This window comes from Halorubrum sp. GN11_10-6_MGM (genome assembly GCF_005435165.1).
Lineage (GTDB): Archaea > Halobacteriota > Halobacteria > Halobacteriales > Haloferacaceae > Halorubrum.
Genome location: NZ_SGUC01000005.1, coordinates 1 through 15009, shown reverse-complemented (window position 1 = coordinate 15009; position 15009 = coordinate 1). Strand labels below are relative to the sequence as shown.

The 15009-nt window shown below is 69.4% G+C and carries 13 protein-coding genes; 7 read left to right on the top strand and 6 right to left on the bottom strand.

Annotation, left to right across the window (positions count from 1 at the left end):
* Positions 1 to 2 precede the first annotated feature (2 nt).
* Positions 3 to 2318, bottom strand: coding sequence for a tRNA(Met) cytidine acetyltransferase TmcA (tmcA, locus tag EXE46_RS03845; protein ID WP_137687181.1), 2316 nt, complete (start codon positions 2316 to 2318; stop codon positions 3 to 5).
* Positions 2319 to 2441: 123 nt separating this feature from the next.
* Here tmcA and EXE46_RS03840 point away from each other — a divergent pair, with 123 nt between their 5' ends.
* A complete protein-coding gene (locus EXE46_RS03840) occupies positions 2442 to 2888 on the top strand; it encodes a UPF0179 family protein (protein WP_137687180.1) in 447 nt (148 codons plus the stop codon).
* Positions 2889 to 2921: 33 nt separating this feature from the next.
* Here EXE46_RS03840 and EXE46_RS03835 read toward each other — a convergent pair whose 3' ends face one another.
* Positions 2922 to 3647 (bottom strand): nucleoside phosphorylase, encoded by a 726-nt coding sequence (locus EXE46_RS03835; RefSeq protein WP_137687179.1) that lies wholly within the window; start codon positions 3645 to 3647, stop codon positions 2922 to 2924.
* Positions 3648 to 3882: 235 nt separating this feature from the next.
* Between EXE46_RS03835 and EXE46_RS03830 the strand changes: the two genes are divergently transcribed.
* The 4 genes from EXE46_RS03830 (at position 3883) to EXE46_RS03815 (ending at position 8116) form a co-directional block, all read left to right on the top strand.
* Entirely contained in the window at positions 3883 to 4077 is a 195-nt protein-coding gene (locus EXE46_RS03830) for a hypothetical protein (protein ID WP_137687178.1), read from the top strand.
* A gap of 97 nt (positions 4078 to 4174) precedes the next feature.
* Complete coding sequence (locus tag EXE46_RS03825; protein ID WP_137687177.1) at positions 4175 to 6094, top strand: hypothetical protein; 1920 nt, start codon at positions 4175 to 4177, stop codon at positions 6092 to 6094.
* Between the two features lie 87 nt (positions 6095 to 6181).
* Positions 6182 to 7525: a hydroxymethylglutaryl-CoA synthase gene (gene hmgB / locus EXE46_RS03820; RefSeq protein ID WP_137687176.1), complete on the top strand. Its 1344-nt coding sequence runs from the start codon at positions 6182 to 6184 to the stop codon at positions 7523 to 7525.
* 135 nt (positions 7526 to 7660) lie between these two features.
* On the top strand, positions 7661 to 8116 hold the full coding sequence (locus tag EXE46_RS03815; protein WP_137687175.1) for a 30S ribosomal protein S19e: 456 nt from the start codon (positions 7661 to 7663) through the stop codon (positions 8114 to 8116).
* Between the two features lie 293 nt (positions 8117 to 8409).
* On the opposite strand, the gene ppc is transcribed toward EXE46_RS03815, so the two are convergent.
* On the bottom strand, positions 8410 to 11112 hold the full coding sequence (gene ppc, locus EXE46_RS03810) for a phosphoenolpyruvate carboxylase (protein ID WP_137687174.1): 2703 nt from the start codon (positions 11110 to 11112) through the stop codon (positions 8410 to 8412).
* Between the two features lie 225 nt (positions 11113 to 11337).
* Between ppc and EXE46_RS03805 the strand changes: the two genes are divergently transcribed.
* Positions 11338 to 12177 (top strand): ubiquinol-cytochrome c reductase iron-sulfur subunit, encoded by an 840-nt coding sequence (locus EXE46_RS03805; RefSeq protein ID WP_137687173.1) that lies wholly within the window; start codon positions 11338 to 11340, stop codon positions 12175 to 12177.
* Between the two features lie 112 nt (positions 12178 to 12289).
* A complete protein-coding gene (locus EXE46_RS03800; protein ID WP_137687172.1) occupies positions 12290 to 12649 on the top strand; it encodes a hypothetical protein in 360 nt (119 codons plus the stop codon).
* A 19-nt stretch (positions 12650 to 12668) separates the two neighbouring features.
* On the opposite strand, the gene EXE46_RS03795 is transcribed toward EXE46_RS03800, so the two are convergent.
* From EXE46_RS03795 to EXE46_RS03785, 3 genes are all read right to left on the bottom strand, one after another.
* The gene (locus EXE46_RS03795; protein ID WP_137687171.1) at positions 12669 to 13136 is read right to left on the bottom strand and encodes a hypothetical protein; all 468 of its coding nucleotides are present in this window, start codon (positions 13134 to 13136) and stop codon (positions 12669 to 12671) included.
* A complete protein-coding gene (locus tag EXE46_RS03790) occupies positions 13133 to 14143 on the bottom strand; it encodes a PGF-CTERM sorting domain-containing protein (protein ID WP_137687170.1) in 1011 nt (336 codons plus the stop codon). The genes EXE46_RS03795 and EXE46_RS03790 overlap by 4 nt, the downstream gene beginning before the upstream one ends.
* Before the next feature lie 69 nt (positions 14144 to 14212).
* Positions 14213 to 14743, bottom strand: coding sequence for a DUF5817 domain-containing protein (locus EXE46_RS03785; protein WP_137687169.1), 531 nt, complete (start codon positions 14741 to 14743; stop codon positions 14213 to 14215).
* Positions 14744 to 15009 lie beyond the last annotated feature (266 nt).

The following is a 15009-nucleotide window of genomic DNA, read 5'->3' as shown; positions in this document are numbered from 1 at the left end:
GGTCAGTCGTCGACGAATCGCTCCCGCTCTTCAAGCGCGAACTCGGTGCCGTAGCGCTCGACGAGGGGGACGGCGGCGTCGCCGAGCGCGCGCATACACGCGCTCGTCGAGACGTAGTCGAGCTCGTCGGCGACCGCTTCCCACGGCCGGCCCTGAAGCACCTTCCGGACGAGCAGCCGCTCTTCGCGCCCGTTGAGGTCGGTCCCCTCGATCAGCGCCGCGATAGCGAGGTCGCGGAACGCGCCGGGCGCGCTGTCGTACATCCCCGGGCCGACCGAGGCCCCGACGACGGAGCGCCACTCGGTCTCGGTGAGGTCGACCGAGACCGGTGCGGAACACGCCCGCAGCGCCCCGCGGACCACGTCCGGGTCGACGTCGCGGTGCGCGTCCGAGAGCCCGTCGCGCTCGCGGTCGCGGAAGGCGACCGCGTGGCGGTCCAGCAGGTCGCGCCCGGCCGCCGTCTCCGGCCGGAGCATGACCGCGGAGTACTCGCCGGAGGCGTCGTTGCGAGTCGTCGAGAGATGGACGGTCCGGTAGCTCGCCCGCCGCCAGAAGCGGAGCAGGCGCGGCGTCGCGCCGTAGCCGACCGAGAAGTAGTCGACGGAGCCGTCCTCGCCTTCCGGGCCGTCGCCGCCGAACTCCGCGTGGACCTCGTCGAGGAGCCGCGAGCCGAACCCCGCGTCCCGGAGCGCGTGGTGGGTCGCGATCCGGACCGTCCGCAGCCCGCGCGGCTCGGCCGCGGCCTCGTCGCGCAGCTGGCTCGTGAGCACGTCCGGCACCATGTTGCCCCGGACGCGCTCGCCCTCGTACATCCCGCGCCGGGTCTCGGCGTCGAGCCCGCCCTCGCGCGCGAGCAGCGCGACCGCGACGACCCGGCCGTCCGCGACGAGCGCGCGCGCGGCGAGGTTCGGCGCGTCGAGCAGCCGCGCGAGGTCGTTCGGCTCGGTCCGGTAGTGCGCGGCGACGAGCAGCCCGAACGCCTCGCCGAGCAGCGTCTCGTCCGCGAGCAGGTCGTCCGGGTCGAGCGCGCGGTAGCTCGCGTCGCCGACGGACGCGCCCGAGACGGCGGCGTCGACCGCGGGCCGCGCGTCGAGCAGGAGCGCGCGCGACGCCCACGCCTCCACGGGGTCGTCTCGCGCGTACCGGATCGGCTCGTCGAGGCGCACGTCCCGCACCGCGAACCGCGAGTCGAGCAGTCGCTCGCGGAAGCGCACCGCGAACCCGCGACCGGCCCCCTCGTAGCCGTGGACCGTCGTACAGAACGCGACCGCGGGCGCGTCGAGGAACCCCTCCAGCAGCCGCACCGGGAGCGCCGCCGCCTCGTCGACGATCGCCGCGTCCGCCTCGCCCGCCTCCGCCGCGGCGGCCGCGGGCGGCAGGAAGCGCACGCGACCTCCGGCGGGCGTTCGGAGGTCGCGCTCGCCTCCCTCGCCGTCGAGGTCGATATCTGCCGCCTCTGTCGCGATCAGTTCTCGCGCCCGAGCGAACACCTCCGCGGCGTTCCGGAACGCGGGCGCGGTGACGAGCACGTCGCGGCCGGCGAGCGCGAGCGCGCCCGCCGCCAGCCCGGCCGCGCTCGACTTCCCGCGTCCCCGGTCCGACTCGACCACGACGGCGGAGCCCGGTTCGGTCAGCGCCTCGAACGCGCGCAGCGCCCGCGCCTGGTCGGCCGTGCGGCACGCGCGGTACGCCCCCGCGGCGAACGTCGCGCCCGGGGGCACGCCCCGCGCATCGCTGGGGTCGACCGCATCGTCGCCGTCTTCCGCGTCTGCCGCCTCCTCAGCGGCCTGCTCCCCGGTCAGTCCGTCGCGTTCGACGACGTCGCCCTCCGGGTCGTCCCCGAGCGCGACGAGCGCGATCCCGGGGTGCGTTCGGAGCGTCGAGACGAGGCGCTGGCGGAAGCGCCCGGTCACGTCCTCGACGCGGTACGGGGGCACCGCCAGCGAGTCGTCGAACCGGTCGCGAACCCCGGGCCACTCGTCGAGCGGGGGCGTCAGGAGGACGAGGAGGCCGCCGCCGTCGACCGCGCCGACGGCCCGGCCGAGCGCGTTTGGAGCGAACCGCTCGTGGCAGTCCACGACGACCGCCTCGCGGGTGCGACCCAGCAGCTCGTCGGCCCCTCGGGGACGGTGTTCCTCGAACCGGAACCCCTCCCGCGTCGAGACGATCGAGACCGTCCCGTCGTCGAGACCGAGCGATTCGATCGCGTCGTAGGCGCCGTCGATCGCGCGGTCGCGGTCGCCCGCGAGCACGAGGACGCGCCGCTCGTTCGTCCGCTCGGCCTCGGCGCGCAGTTCGCGCGCGACTCCCGCGATCATCTCCGCTCGTCGTTGCCGAGGCGCGCGGATGTGTCTTGCCCTCCGCGCCGCTGGACCCGCGTGCGAATCGGCTCTGCCCGCGAAGGCGGGAGGCTTACGGACGCTCGGCGCGTCGCTCCGGGCATGACCACGGTCACGCTCATCGGGACGCGGCTCGCGGACGTGGGCCGCGAGTTCGTCTACGAGGGGGAATCGACCGACTGCGAGGGGTGTCCCTACCGCGGCCAGTGTCTCAACCTCTCCGAGGGAACCCGGTACCGAGTGACCGGGATCCGCGAGAACGCGCAGACGCTCGACTGCGCCGTCCACGACGCGGGCGTCCGCGCGGTCGAGGTCGAGCCCGCGTCGGTCCCCGCGAACGTCCCCTCGAAGCGCGCGTACGCCGGGAGCAAGGCGTCGCTCGCGGGGCCGTGCCCGCACACCGACTGTCCGAGCCACGGCTACTGCGTCCCCGACGGCGCCGACTTCGACGAGGAGCGCGTCATCGATCAGGTGCTCGGCGAGCCGCCCCATGAGACGTGCGCGCTCGACCGCGACCTGACGCTCGTGGAGTTCCGCGCCGAGGAGTGAAAGAACGGTCCGCCGCTCTACCGCTGTCCGCCGCTACAGCGACGTGATCGCGTTCAGCGTGATCCGGATCGCGCGCTCGACGTTGTCTTTCGCCTTCTCCGGCAGTTCGTCGTCCGAGTCCGCGCCCTTCTGCGTCCCCGCGACGAGGTTGCCGTCGACGGTGCAGATGGCGCCCGCCGCGAGCCCCTTGCGCCGCGCGAGCGAGAAGACGGTCGCCGCCTCCATCTCGATCGCGAGCAGGTTCGCGTCGTTCCAGTCCGCGACGTACTCGTCGTCCTCGTTGTAGAACGCGTCGTCCGAGACGATCGGCCCGACGTGGATCTCCTCGTCGTTGTCCTCGGCCGCCCCGACGAGCCCGGTGAGCACGTCGTAGTCGGGAACTGCGGGGTAGTTCGCCGACTCGTAGCGCTTGCTCGTCCCTTCCTCTTTGGCCGCGCCGGTCGCGACCACCATGTCGCCGACCTCCATGTCGGGCTGGAGCGCGCCACAGGTGCCACAGCGGACGAACGTCTCGACGCCGACGCGCGAGAGCTCCTCGACCGCGATCGCCGCCGAGGGGCAGCCGATCCCCGTCGAGCAGATCGTGAGGTCGACGCCCTCGTAGCTCGCGTTGACGACCTTGTACTCGCGGTTCTGCGCGACGACCTCGCTGTCGTCACACAGATCCGCGATCCGGTCGACGCGCCCGGGGTCGCCCGGGATGACCGCGATCTCGTGGACGTCGCCCTCCTCGACCAGCAGGTGCGGCTGTTTCGCCATACGCGCGGCAACAGCCGCCGCGCGCAAAAACGGACCGGTCGGCGGGCGGGTGAGACGCCGCCATCGATATTTGATATCGCGAAATGTAGTTTACGAGTGGTCGAGACGCCGCCGCTCGCGTCTCGATCCGTCGAGTTCCTCGGCGGGTCGATCGCGAACTCCGCGACCAGTCGGCCGGCCGGATCGGTCGGACGAACCGGCCGGTTTTATCGCCCGAACGCGCGATCGCAGACCCATGACCGACGCGGACGCTTCTGCCGACCTCGGCTCGACGCTCGGTGCCCTCACAGTCGCCTTCGTTCTCGTCACGCTCGTCGCGGGGACGCTGCTCGACTTCAACTGGACGCAGGCGGTGCTGCTCGGCGGGTTCGCGGGCGTCATGGCCGTCGCGTCGGCGTGGCTGACGGAGCGGCGGGCGGGCGACGACTGAACGCGTTCGTTTCCGGACACCCGGCCGCACCGCCCCGAGTATCGCGACTGAGAGGTCGACGGAGGCTTTTATACCCGCTCGGCGACGACACCGGACAATGCGATTCAGTCGCGACCGTCGGGGCCAGTCGGTCGTGGTCGGGACGGTGATCCTGTTCGGGTTCCTGATCGTCGCTCTTGCCAGCTATCAGGCCCTCGCCGTGCCTGCACAGAACAATCAAGCCGAGTTCGATCACAGTCAGGATCTACAGTCGGACATGCAGGACCTACGGGCGTCGCTTCTCGACATCCGCGCGGCAAGTCGGAATCCGTATCAGCGCCCTGTTCGCGTTTCTCTCGGATTTCGATACGACTCGCGTCTGTTCGCGGTCAATCCGCCCTCACCGAGGGGAACGCTGGCGACGCAGGATCGAGGGCCGATCGACATTCAAGACGCGAGGGTCGTTCCGAGCGACGCGGACCGCTACGAGAACACGACTCCCCTGTTCGAGCAGGAACACGACACTCGACTGCTCACGTACCGTCCGGGATACAACGAGTATCAGAACCCCCCGAGAACGACGTTCGAACACTCGCTCCTGTACAATCGATTCGAGGGGGCCAACCGAACGGTGACCGGACAGCGGACGGTGGACGGCGACGATCGGCAGCTGCTGCTCGTCGCGTACAGCGGCGACCTCGACAGGCAGAGATTTTCGACGACTATCGACCCCGAAACGCTGGACGGGAGAACTCCGACGATCCCGATCGAGGGTGAGACCAGCGACGATTTCACGGTCACTCTCCCGACCCATTCGCCGACCGTATGGACCGACCTGATCGGCGAGACGACGGACGAGGGCGAGGCCGATGCCAGAGTCGTCGGCAGCACGGCTCAGTCCGTCACTATCGAACTCACCGGCACGTGGGACCTCCAGATGGCTCGCGTCGGCTACAACGTCAATTCCGTCGACGAAACGCCGTTCTCGAACGTCACACATGTCGACACGGCCTCGGATGTCGCCGGGAACCTCTCTAGGACGTTCGACGTCGAGTGGGGCGGTTCTGGAACCGCGCTGTCGAACGACGGCGTGTCGTACGACGCGAGCCGAGACAGACTCTCGGTCAACCGCAGTCAGGCCGGCTCCGTGATCGCCGTGAACGGGAGCGTCCGAGCCGACGACGAACCAGTCACCGGCAGCCTCGTGGATCTCTCGACGACGGACCCGTCGATCGCGGGGTTCTCGGACGATTCGGTCACGAGCAACGCCGGCGCATTCGATTCGTCTCTCGATATTTCGTCGAACGGGACGGCTCGACTGTTCGCCGCGTCGGGCGATGACGTCGACGGCGTCACGCTCGATGTCTCCGGTAATCCGAACGAAGCGAGCACGTCGATCGACGTCCGTATCGACGACCTCTCGCACGTGAACGAGAACAACGGGCGGTTCATCACCTCGTTCGAGGTCGTGAATCCCGGTAACGACTTCGAGCGCGTCGAGGTCGAATACGACTACCTGAGCGGCGGTGGGCAAGACCAGACCGACTCGATTACTGCCCCGCGTGGCCGCTCCGAGTACACCGCCGGCGGCACCGCGAACGGGGAGTTCGAGATCACGCTCACCGCGTTCGGAGTGGACTCCAGCGGTAACGAGTTCGCACTCGCCAGCCGCACGATCACGGCCACGGCCGACGCTACCAATCCCGTGGAAGACGACCTGGGAACCGGCAGTTCCACGTTCGATTCAACGACTATTACCGACCGCTCGAACCCGGGCCGGGGCCCCCGATATCGGATCGAATACACGGTCAACGATGCCGGTGAATACACCCGTACCGACGCGTACGTGGTAAGCGTTAGTCCCAACACCGGGGGACGCGACGAGGGACAGAACACTGCGGTCAGCGGACAGATTGACCTAGATCCGTACGGCAACAACTCCGAATTCAAAGTCGTCGCGCTCGTGGTAGACGACGACGGAGTGGTCGTTGACGCGGTAGTCGTGGAGGACACGGCCGACGGGAACGATCCGAATTGACGGCTTCGGCCGTTGCTGCCGTTGGGTTCCACGATCGACGTACTCGGCATCGACAAAGCCATATGCCGGCCGCATGAACGACCGTGTATGACCGCAGTCGGGATCGATGGCGTCGAGATCTGGACCGGAAAGCTCAAGCTCGACCTGCCGGGCACGTTCGCGCCCGAGAAGGGTGACGATCCGGAGAAGTACACGAAGGGGCTCGGGCTGACGAACTCCTCGTTCCCCGACGTGTACGAGGACATCGTCACGATGGGCGCGAACGCCGCGAAGGGGCTGATGGACCGGAAGGGGCTCGAACCCGAGGACGTCGGCCGGATCGACGTCGCCACGGAGTCGGCGTTCGACCACTCGAAGCCGGTGTCGACGTACATCGCGGGCTGTCTCGAACAGGTGTACGACGGCGACTTCACCCACGCCAACAAGGGCGAGCGGAAGTTCGCCTGCCTCGCCGGCACGCAGGCCATCGACGACGCGTACAACTGGATCCGCGCCGGCCGCAACCGCGGCCGACCGGCGATCGTCATCACGACCGACACGGCGCTGTACGCCCGCGGCGACCCCGGCGAGGCGACGCAGGGCGCGGGCGCCGTCGCGATGCTCATCGACGAGGACCCCTCGATCGTCGAGCTGTCGACGGAACAGGGATACGGCTCGAAAGACGAGACGGACTTCCTCAAGCCGAACCAGCAGTTCCCGAGCGTCGACGGGAAACGCTCCGTTCAGGTGTATCTCTCCCGGATGCGTGAGGCCTTAGAGGACTACGAGTCCGTCACCGACGATATCGAGCTGGAGGACTTCGCGTACGCGCCGTTCCACACGCCGTTCCCCGGCATGGTCCGGAAGGCGGCGCTGTTGGCCTACCGGCACGTCATCCGCGGCACGCCCCACGAGGACGCGCTCGCCGACGAGATCGGCCGCCAGCCCCGCGAGGACGACTACGACGACCGCGAGGCCTACGAGGAAGCGATCCGCGGCTACATGGACGACCTCAAGACCACCGAGCAGTACCAGTCGTGGTACGACGCCGCCGTCGAGCCGACGCTCGGCCTCTCGCGCGAGGTCGGCAACTGGTACACCAGCTCCGTCCACATCGCCCGCGTGAGCGCCCTTCGCGACGCCTTAGCCCGCGACCGCGACTTCGTCGGCGAGACGCTGCTCGTCGCCTCCTACGGCTCCGGTGCGCAGGCAGAGATCCACGCCGAAACGGTCCGTGAGGGGTGGCGCGCGGAGATCGAGGGGCTCGACGTCGACGCCCAGCTCGACGCCCGCTACGACCTCACGTGGGACGAGTACGAGGACGTCCACGACGTCCACGAGTACGACGCCGACCTCGGCCGCGAGGTCGAGGAGTTCACCCAGCCCGACGGCGAGTTCGTCTTCACCGGCTGGGGCCGGATGAACGAGCGGCAGTACGAGTACGTCGAGTAGGGCCGCGGTCGCCCCCGACCGACTTTTCGACGATCCGCGAGTCGCCCGCAGCGGCCCGCAACCCCGTGAAAACGGCTCACACGGGCCGTACGCGATACGATGGTTTTAAACGACGCTGGCGTGAATCGACACCCAATGGTAACCATCTACGACGTGCCGGCCGACGCCCTCATCGAGGCGGTCGCCGCGCGACTCGAGGACCGGATCGACGAGCCCAACTGGGTCGAGTTCACCAAGAGCGGCGCCGGCAAGGAGCTCCCGCCGGAACAGGACGACTTCTGGTACGTCCGCTCCGCGAGCCTCCTTCGTAAGGTCGCCCAAAACGAGCCGATCGGCATCGAGCGGCTCGCGACCGAGTACGGCTCGAAGAAGCGCGGTTCGAACCGCTACGTCGTCCGTCCCGGCGAGCACGAGGGCGGCTCGCGTAAGCTCATCCGCTCGGCGCTTCAGGCGCTCGAAGAGGACGGGCTCGTCACGACCGCCTCCGGCGAGGGTCGCCGCCTCTCGGACGAGGGCGAGGCGTTCCTCTCGGAGGTCGCGACCGAGGTCTTCGAGGATCTCGACCGGCCGGAACTCGAACGCTACGCGTAGATCGTTTCTGCCGCTCGTTTTCGCCGAAACTCGTTAGCGACGCCCGCGCTCAGCGCCGCTGCGACGCCTGTTTCGCGGCTTTTCCTCTCCCTCCCCGTTGCTCGGTAGCATCGGGCGATCGATAGCCGATGTATTTCATAACGCTATATCGAATTTGTTCGACACCGACGACCCCCTTCCGTGCGAACGTGGTTCCGACTCTCGCGCGGTCGAGCGGGGAAGCGAGAGCGCTCCTCGGGAATCGGCGACGGAGAAAGGGTGGGCCGCGGGCGTCGTCCGAGCGATTGGTCGCGCTATCCGGTGTTCTTCATCCCGGCGGCGATGCCGTTGACGGTAAGCCGCAGGGTGCGTTCCTCCTCGTCGGTGCGGTGGGTGCGCCCGAGCAGGTTCGCCTGGAGGAGGTTGAGGGGGTCGACGTAGGGATTCCGTCGGTCGAGGCTCTCTTCGAGCCACTCGCGGCGGAGGAGTCGGTCGCGGCCGCTGATCTCCAAGACCAGCTCGCGCCCGCGCTCGTACTCGTCGACGAGGTCGGGGAAGAAGCGCTCGCGGAGGTCGTCGTCCGCGAGGTCGGCGTACTCGGCGGCGATCTCGGGCTCGGTGCGCGCGAGCGCCAGCGAGGCGTTGTCGAGCGTGGTCCGGAAGAACGGCCACTCGTCGAACATCTCGCGGAGCGTCTCCATCCCCGCCTCCTCGCCGACCTCGTCGAGATAGGCGTCGATCCCGGAGGCGATCGCGTACCAGCCGGGGAGGATGAGCCGGGTCTGCGTCCACGAGAACACCCACGGGATGGCGCGTAGGTCCTCGACGCTGCGCTCGCCCGAGCGCGAGGCGGGCCGCGATCCGAGGTTGAGGTCCTCGACGACGCTGATCGGCGTCGCCTGCTCGAAGTAGGAGACGAACCCGTCGGCGTTCAGCAGCTCGCGGTACGTCTCGCGGGCCGCGGGCGCCATGATCTCCATCGCCTCGACCCAGCGGTCGGGCACGTCCTCGACCGGCTCCTCGTTCGCCTCCTTCCGGGCGCGGATCTGCGCGTCGAGCATCTGTTCGAGCTCGCGCTCGGCGATCCGCGGGTTGGCGTACTTCTCGGCGATCGCCTCGCCCTGCTCGGTGAACTTCACCTGTCCGGTGACCGTCTCGTTCGGGAGCGCGGTCAGCGCCTCGTTCATCGGGCCGCCGCCGCGCGAGATGGAGCCGCCGCGGCCGTGGAACAGCCGGAGGGTGACGTCCTCCTCGCGACAGAACCGGGCGATCCGGCGCTGGTTCTCGTAGAGGTCCCAGTTCGCGGCGAGGAACCCGTTCTCCTTGTTGGAGTCGGAGTAGCCGAGCATCACCTCTTGGACCTCGCCGCGCGCCTCCAGCGCGGTCGCGTACGCCTCGTTCTCGAAGAGCGTGCCGAGGATGCGCTCGGCGCCGTTGAGCGCCGACTCGGTCTCCAGGAGGGGGACGACGTCGACCGCGCAGTGGTCGGGGAGGGAGACGACGCCGACTTGGTCGGCCAAGAAGAGCACTTCGAGGACGTGGCTCGGCTCCTCCGTCATCGAGATGCAGTAGGTGTCGATCGCCTGCTGGCCGTACTCCTCCTGCCACTCCGCGAACGACTGGAACCGTTCGAGGACGCGCTCGGTCGTCTCCGAGACCTCGCCCGGTTCGTCGACGTCGACGACCGGCTCGTCTTGGAGGATCGCCTCGGTGAGGAAGTCGACGCGTTCGGATTCGTCCATCCCGTCGTAGTCGACGCCCTCGACCGCGACCGCCTCGGCGACGGCCTCGGTGTGGTTCTCGCGGTGGTCGCGCAGGTCGAGCGACGCCAGCGTGAGCCCGAACGTGTCCACCTGCCGGCGGAACGGCTCGACGAAGGACTCCAGCACCGACTCTTGGCCGTCCTCGCGCAGCGACTCGGCGATGACGTCGAGATCGTCGAGGAAGGCGTCACCGTCGGGGTACTCGCCCGGGCGGACGTCGTTGACGCGGTCGAGGCGCTCGCGCATCAGCCGGAGCTTCTGCCGGTACGGCTCGTCGGGGTAGCGCTCGCGGGCCTCCTCGACGACGGTCGGGAACCGCTCGGCGTCGGCCGCGAGCGACCGCGCCAGCGCGTCGCCGTCGGCGTACCGGTCGCCGTCCTGGCTCAGCACGGCCGAGAGCCGCTTACAGCGGTCGCGGTACTTCTCGACGGCGACTTCGCGCTGGCGTTCGAGCGTCTCATCGGTCACCTCGGGGGTGACGAACGGGTTGCCGTCGCGGTCGGAGCCCGCCCACGAGCGGAACTCGAAGAGCTTCGGGCAGTCGACGTCGTCGTACTCCTTCGAGATGGTCTCCTCGAACTCCTCGTAGGCGTCGCCGACGACGTCGAAGAGGGTGTTCTCGAGGTACCACTGGACGTTCCGCGCCTCGTCTTCCGGCTCGGGCGCCCGCTGGCGGACCTGCCTGGTCCCCCACAGGCTGGTCACCTCGGCGGTGACGTCGCGCCAGACGGCCCGGCGCTCGCGGTCGGTGAGGTTGCGCTCGTCGAGCTCCCCGAGGTGGTTCGCGATCGAGCGGAGCTTGGACTTCACCGTCGACCGCCGGGCCTCCGTGGGGTGGGCGGTGAACGTCGGCTCGATGAGCACGTCGGCGAGCAGCGCCTCCAACTCGTCGGCGTCGACGCCGGCCTCCGCGAACTCGGCTATCGTCGCGTCGAAGGAGTCGTGGAGGGCGGTCCCGTCGTCGGCGTTTCGCACCGCGCGGACCCGCTCGCGCTCCTCGGCGAGGTTGATCAGCTCGAAGTAGGTGGTGAACGCGCGGGCGACGACCTCCTCGCGAGTCGACGAGAGGTCGTCGACCGCCTCGTGGAGGGCGTCGCGGTTCGCGGCGTCACCCCGTCGGTAGCCGATCGCGGCGTTCCGCAGCGTCTCGACCGTCTCGTACGCCTCGGTGGAGGCCTGCGCCGCGAGGACGTCCCCCACCAGCGCCCCGAGTTCTCGAACGTCCGTCCGCACGTCCCGATTGTGCAACTCCATACCACGCACACTGCGGTCGCGGTCGGTTAAAACCGCGGTCTAGACGAATGTTTGCCTCGTTTCCGAGTTAATTCATTCACGAACGTTCCTGTTCGTTCGTTGACTGAGTCCCGCGGTCGGCGGCGGCTCCGACCGGCGGCTCGGCCCCGCCGTCGCAGAGCGCTCGATTCTCACGCCGGTGGAGGGTTCGTCACCCTTTTTACCGATCCAACCGCAGGTGCGTGTATGAGTGCGTCCGACAAGTATCCGTCTGAGTCCGGGCGGCGACGCTTCGTGAAGGGCGTCGTCGGCGGTGCGGCCCTCGCGGGGGTCGGCGCGATGGGGTCGGCGACCGTGAACACGCTGACGACCGCCGGTGGGGTCGGCGGCGGGTCGACGGTCGCGACGACCATCGCGCACACCGGTGGCCCTGCGCCGCGCGGTCTGCCGCAGATCCCGGTCCGAGTCACGGACGAGGGGTACATCGAGGGTATCTGGCCCGAGACGACGACCGTCACGCAAGAGGGACAGGAGATCGAGGTCGCCCAGCAGGACCTCGGCGGGAAGACCTACGCCGGCGCGTGGTTCCAGTACTGCGGCGTCGAGTCGCAGGAGAACGTCCAGCCGAACTTCGAGTCCGACAACCTGTTCCGCTCCGCCAGCGGCCCGCCGTACGACTGGCAGTCGAACACGTACTCCGGCGGCGACCGGATCCACGTCGACGACTTCTCGGACTACGAGGAGTGGGGCAACGGGATCGGCAGCGAGGGCGTCGGCAAGCCCGCGTCGGTCACGTGGCGCTCGGAGGACGCCGACACCAACCTCAACGCGATCGTGATCCGCTCCCCGGAGATCGAGGAGGCGGCCCAGAACGACGAGTGGCTTCAGGCCTCGACCGATCAGGGGTTCATGGCGTACCTCAACGTCTGTACCCACTTCTGCTGTATCCCGGGGTACAAGGTGTTAGAGGAGTCGGCCCGCTACGACGCCGCCGACGGGACGTACTGCGTCTGCCACCAGTCGACGTACGACCCGTTCACCCTCGAAGAGGCGCTGTTCATCGCTCGGCCGCGGCCCGAAGAGTAACTCGCGACTCTTCCGTTCTCTCGACCTCTTCCGACTTCTTCGGACCTCTCCCAACCTCCCGACCGTCCTTGGGGCCGCCGCGCTTTTCACTTCGCTCGCCCGAGAGGGCGACATGAGCGACGACCCCGCTTCCGACGAGTCCGCCGCCGCCAGCGCCGAAGCCGCCGACGCCGCGGGCGACGATTTCGAGGCGGAGCTCACGCGCGCCCGAGAGCTCCTCGACGGCGACGACATCGACGCGGTCCACGTCGGCGTCGTCCGCGACGGCGAGGTCGACACCACGTTCGCCCAGCGCACCGACGACGACCCCGAGGGGGCCGGTCTCCGGGCGCTCGCGCTGCTGGCCGCGCACGTCAGGCTGGTCGCGGGCGAGGCGGGCGTCGAGCCCTCCACCGTCGCCGGCGACGCCGCGACGCTCGCGGGGCAGGTGGAACAGCTCCCGACGGACACGGACCAGATCCCGGACGAGTAGCGGCGCGGTTCCGGCCGGGTCAGGATTCGCTCGCGCGAATCCGGCGGAGCTGGTGAGCCACGCCGGCGAGCGCGACGAGGAGGACCGCGAGGTTGAAGAGGGCGAGCGCCACGGACTGGTAGGCCGGATCGAACCACGTCCGGATCGCGTTCCCGGTCTGGCTGTAGAAGCCCCACCCGGCGATCACCGCCAACAGCGACAGCGCGGCCAGCCCGACGCGGTCGAGCAGCCCGCGGAGGCCGTCCGTCGAGAGGCCGCCGAACCCCGAGGAGTCGGCCGGCTCCGTCCGGTTGCTCGCGTCGGCTCGGTCGGCGTCCGTCCCCGTGCGGTCGGTCGTGTCGGTGTCGTCTGTCATTGGCTGTGGTGAGTCGCGGTCGCCGTCGTCGGTCGTTCGGTCGTTCGGCCGTTCGGTCGCTGGGTCGTCGGTCGCTCGGTGATCTGTCGGTCGGTCGTCGGCCGCGTCGTCGCGCGGCGGTCCGTCCGTCATCGTCGCCTCCGCGCGGTCAGGGCCGCGACGACGAGCGCGACGAGCGCGACGAGCGGGCCGAACCCGGGCGTCGAGCCGTCGGTCGAACCGTCGGGGCGCGAGGCGCCGTCGGACCCGTCGCCGCCCGCGGTGTCCTCGCGCTCGAAGTCCTCGACCGAGAACGCGACGTCGCGGACCGTCTCGTTCGCGGTGATCGTCTCCCGCGGGTTCAGGTTCGCGACGCCCCGCGTCTCGTCGACGAGCACGTCGTCGTCGAACAGCGCGGCGTCGACGTAGTAGTTGTACCCCTCGGGGACCTCGACGGTCGTCGTCACGGTAGCGGTGCGGCCGGGGCGGACGGCCCCGACCGTCTCCGTTGCCTCGGCGGCGATCACGTTGGACTCCGCCTGTCGGAGGAGGAGGCGGAGGTCGACGTCGTCGGAGGCCTCGTCGCCGCGGTTCGTCACCGACACCGACGTCGACAGCGTCGCCGTCTCGCCGTCGACCTCGACGACGCTCACCGCGACGGTCGGCCAGACGGCGCCCTCGGTGAAGCCGACCTGCGTGTCGGCGTAGTCGGGCGTGAGCGCCGCGACGCCGGCGACGCGGGTGGTCTGCTGCTCGCGACGCTGGCCATCCGCGAAGACGACGGTCTCGACTCGGTAGCCTCCCTCGCGCTCGACGGTGACGGTGCCGTTGACGGTGCGTTCGCCCTCGAAGTCGACGTCGCCGACGTCGACGGTGGTCTCGTCGACGAGGAGGCCGGACTCGGCGCCGATCGCGCGGTGGCGGACGGTGACGTTCGCGACCGTCCCGCCGCGGTGGCGGAGGTCGGTTCCGAGGCGGAGCTCGGCGGTCTCGCCGCGGACCTCGCCGGGCGCGACGGTCGCGCCCGCGATGTCGACCCGGCCGGGCGGCTCGTCCGTCGCTCCGGGATCGGTGAGGGCGCCGGGCGCGGCGACGGCGCCGACCGCGCCCGCGACGAGGAGCGCGGCGGCCGCCGTCAGGAGGGCCGTGCGGGTGTCCATATGCGACCAGTTACGAGCGTGATATAAGTGCTTTGTCCAGCCGTCGGCTCGAACGGCGGAAAATCAGCCTCAGAGGACGCGATACCGTCCGTTCGACTCGGTGACCTCGCCCCGGCGCGCGAGTCGGGCCAGGATCTCGCGGGCCGCCTCGGCGGGCACGCCGTGGGTCGCGGCGCGCTCCACGACCGCCGACTCGGTAGGCTCGTCGACGGCGTCGACCGCGTCGCGGACGACCTCGGTGCGGCTCCGCGAGCCGCTCCCGCCGCCCTCGGCGCGCTCGCCGGCAGCGTCGACCGCGTCGGCGTCGAGGCCGGACGCTTCGAGATACTCGCGGTCGTCGAGCCCGGCGTCCTCGACGGCGGCTTCGAGGTCGGAGACGTGGTCGACCTCGGCGAACGCGGCGCTGTCGCCGCGCTTCTTCGCGAGCAGCGCCGAGCGAGCCTGCCGGGCCGCCGCGCGGTCCTCCGACTCGAAGAAACGCTTGAGCTTGGCGGTGCGGTGAGTTTTCCCGCACCGCGAGCAGCTCGCCGTCTCGCTCGTCTCCGGGTCCGTGACCAGCCACATGTTGGCGCACTCGTTGCAGCCGACGACCGCGTACATGCGCCCCGATTCGACGGCCCCGAATTTGAACCCTCGGCTGTACGTCGTCGTACTCTTTTATACGTCCCGGATTGACACAAACACCACCGAAGCCCCGGTCGCGAGGCGGTCAGACGCTCGTTGTCGTTCGAGACGCCTTTAGTGATAGCCGAAAAATTTGTAATATTAGAGTGTAAGTACGAACTATGCCTGGACCGTCGAAAGATCACCTCGAACATCTGAGTGAAGAGGAACTCGATGAGGCGATCGATCAAGCTCAATCTGAC

Bases quoted from the DNA above. Each gene is read 5' to 3' on its own strand.
- tmcA (WP_137687181.1), bottom strand. From the start codon at position 2,318: ATGATCGCGGGAGTCGCGCGCGAACTGCGCGCCGAGGCCGAGCGGACG.
- EXE46_RS03800 (WP_137687172.1), top strand. From the start codon at position 12,290: ATGAGCGACGACCCCGCTTCCGACGAGTCCGCCGCCGCCAGCGCCGAA.
- EXE46_RS03815 (WP_137687175.1), top strand. From the start codon at position 7,661: ATGGTAACCATCTACGACGTGCCGGCCGACGCCCTCATCGAGGCGGTC.
- hmgB (WP_137687176.1), top strand. From the start codon at position 6,182: ATGACCGCAGTCGGGATCGATGGCGTCGAGATCTGGACCGGAAAGCTC.
- EXE46_RS03795 (WP_137687171.1), bottom strand. From the start codon at position 13,136: ATGACGGACGGACCGCCGCGCGACGACGCGGCCGACGACCGACCGACA.
- EXE46_RS03835 (WP_137687179.1), bottom strand. From the start codon at position 3,647: ATGGCGAAACAGCCGCACCTGCTGGTCGAGGAGGGCGACGTCCACGAG.
- EXE46_RS03830 (WP_137687178.1), top strand. From the start codon at position 3,883: ATGACCGACGCGGACGCTTCTGCCGACCTCGGCTCGACGCTCGGTGCC.
- EXE46_RS03825 (WP_137687177.1), top strand. From the start codon at position 4,175: ATGCGATTCAGTCGCGACCGTCGGGGCCAGTCGGTCGTGGTCGGGACG.
- EXE46_RS03790 (WP_137687170.1), bottom strand. From the start codon at position 14,143: ATGGACACCCGCACGGCCCTCCTGACGGCGGCCGCCGCGCTCCTCGTC.
- EXE46_RS03840 (WP_137687180.1), top strand. From the start codon at position 2,442: ATGACCACGGTCACGCTCATCGGGACGCGGCTCGCGGACGTGGGCCGC.
- EXE46_RS03805 (WP_137687173.1), top strand. From the start codon at position 11,338: ATGAGTGCGTCCGACAAGTATCCGTCTGAGTCCGGGCGGCGACGCTTC.
- EXE46_RS03785 (WP_137687169.1), bottom strand. From the start codon at position 14,743: ATGTACGCGGTCGTCGGCTGCAACGAGTGCGCCAACATGTGGCTGGTC.
- ppc (WP_137687174.1), bottom strand. From the start codon at position 11,112: ATGGAGTTGCACAATCGGGACGTGCGGACGGACGTTCGAGAACTCGGG.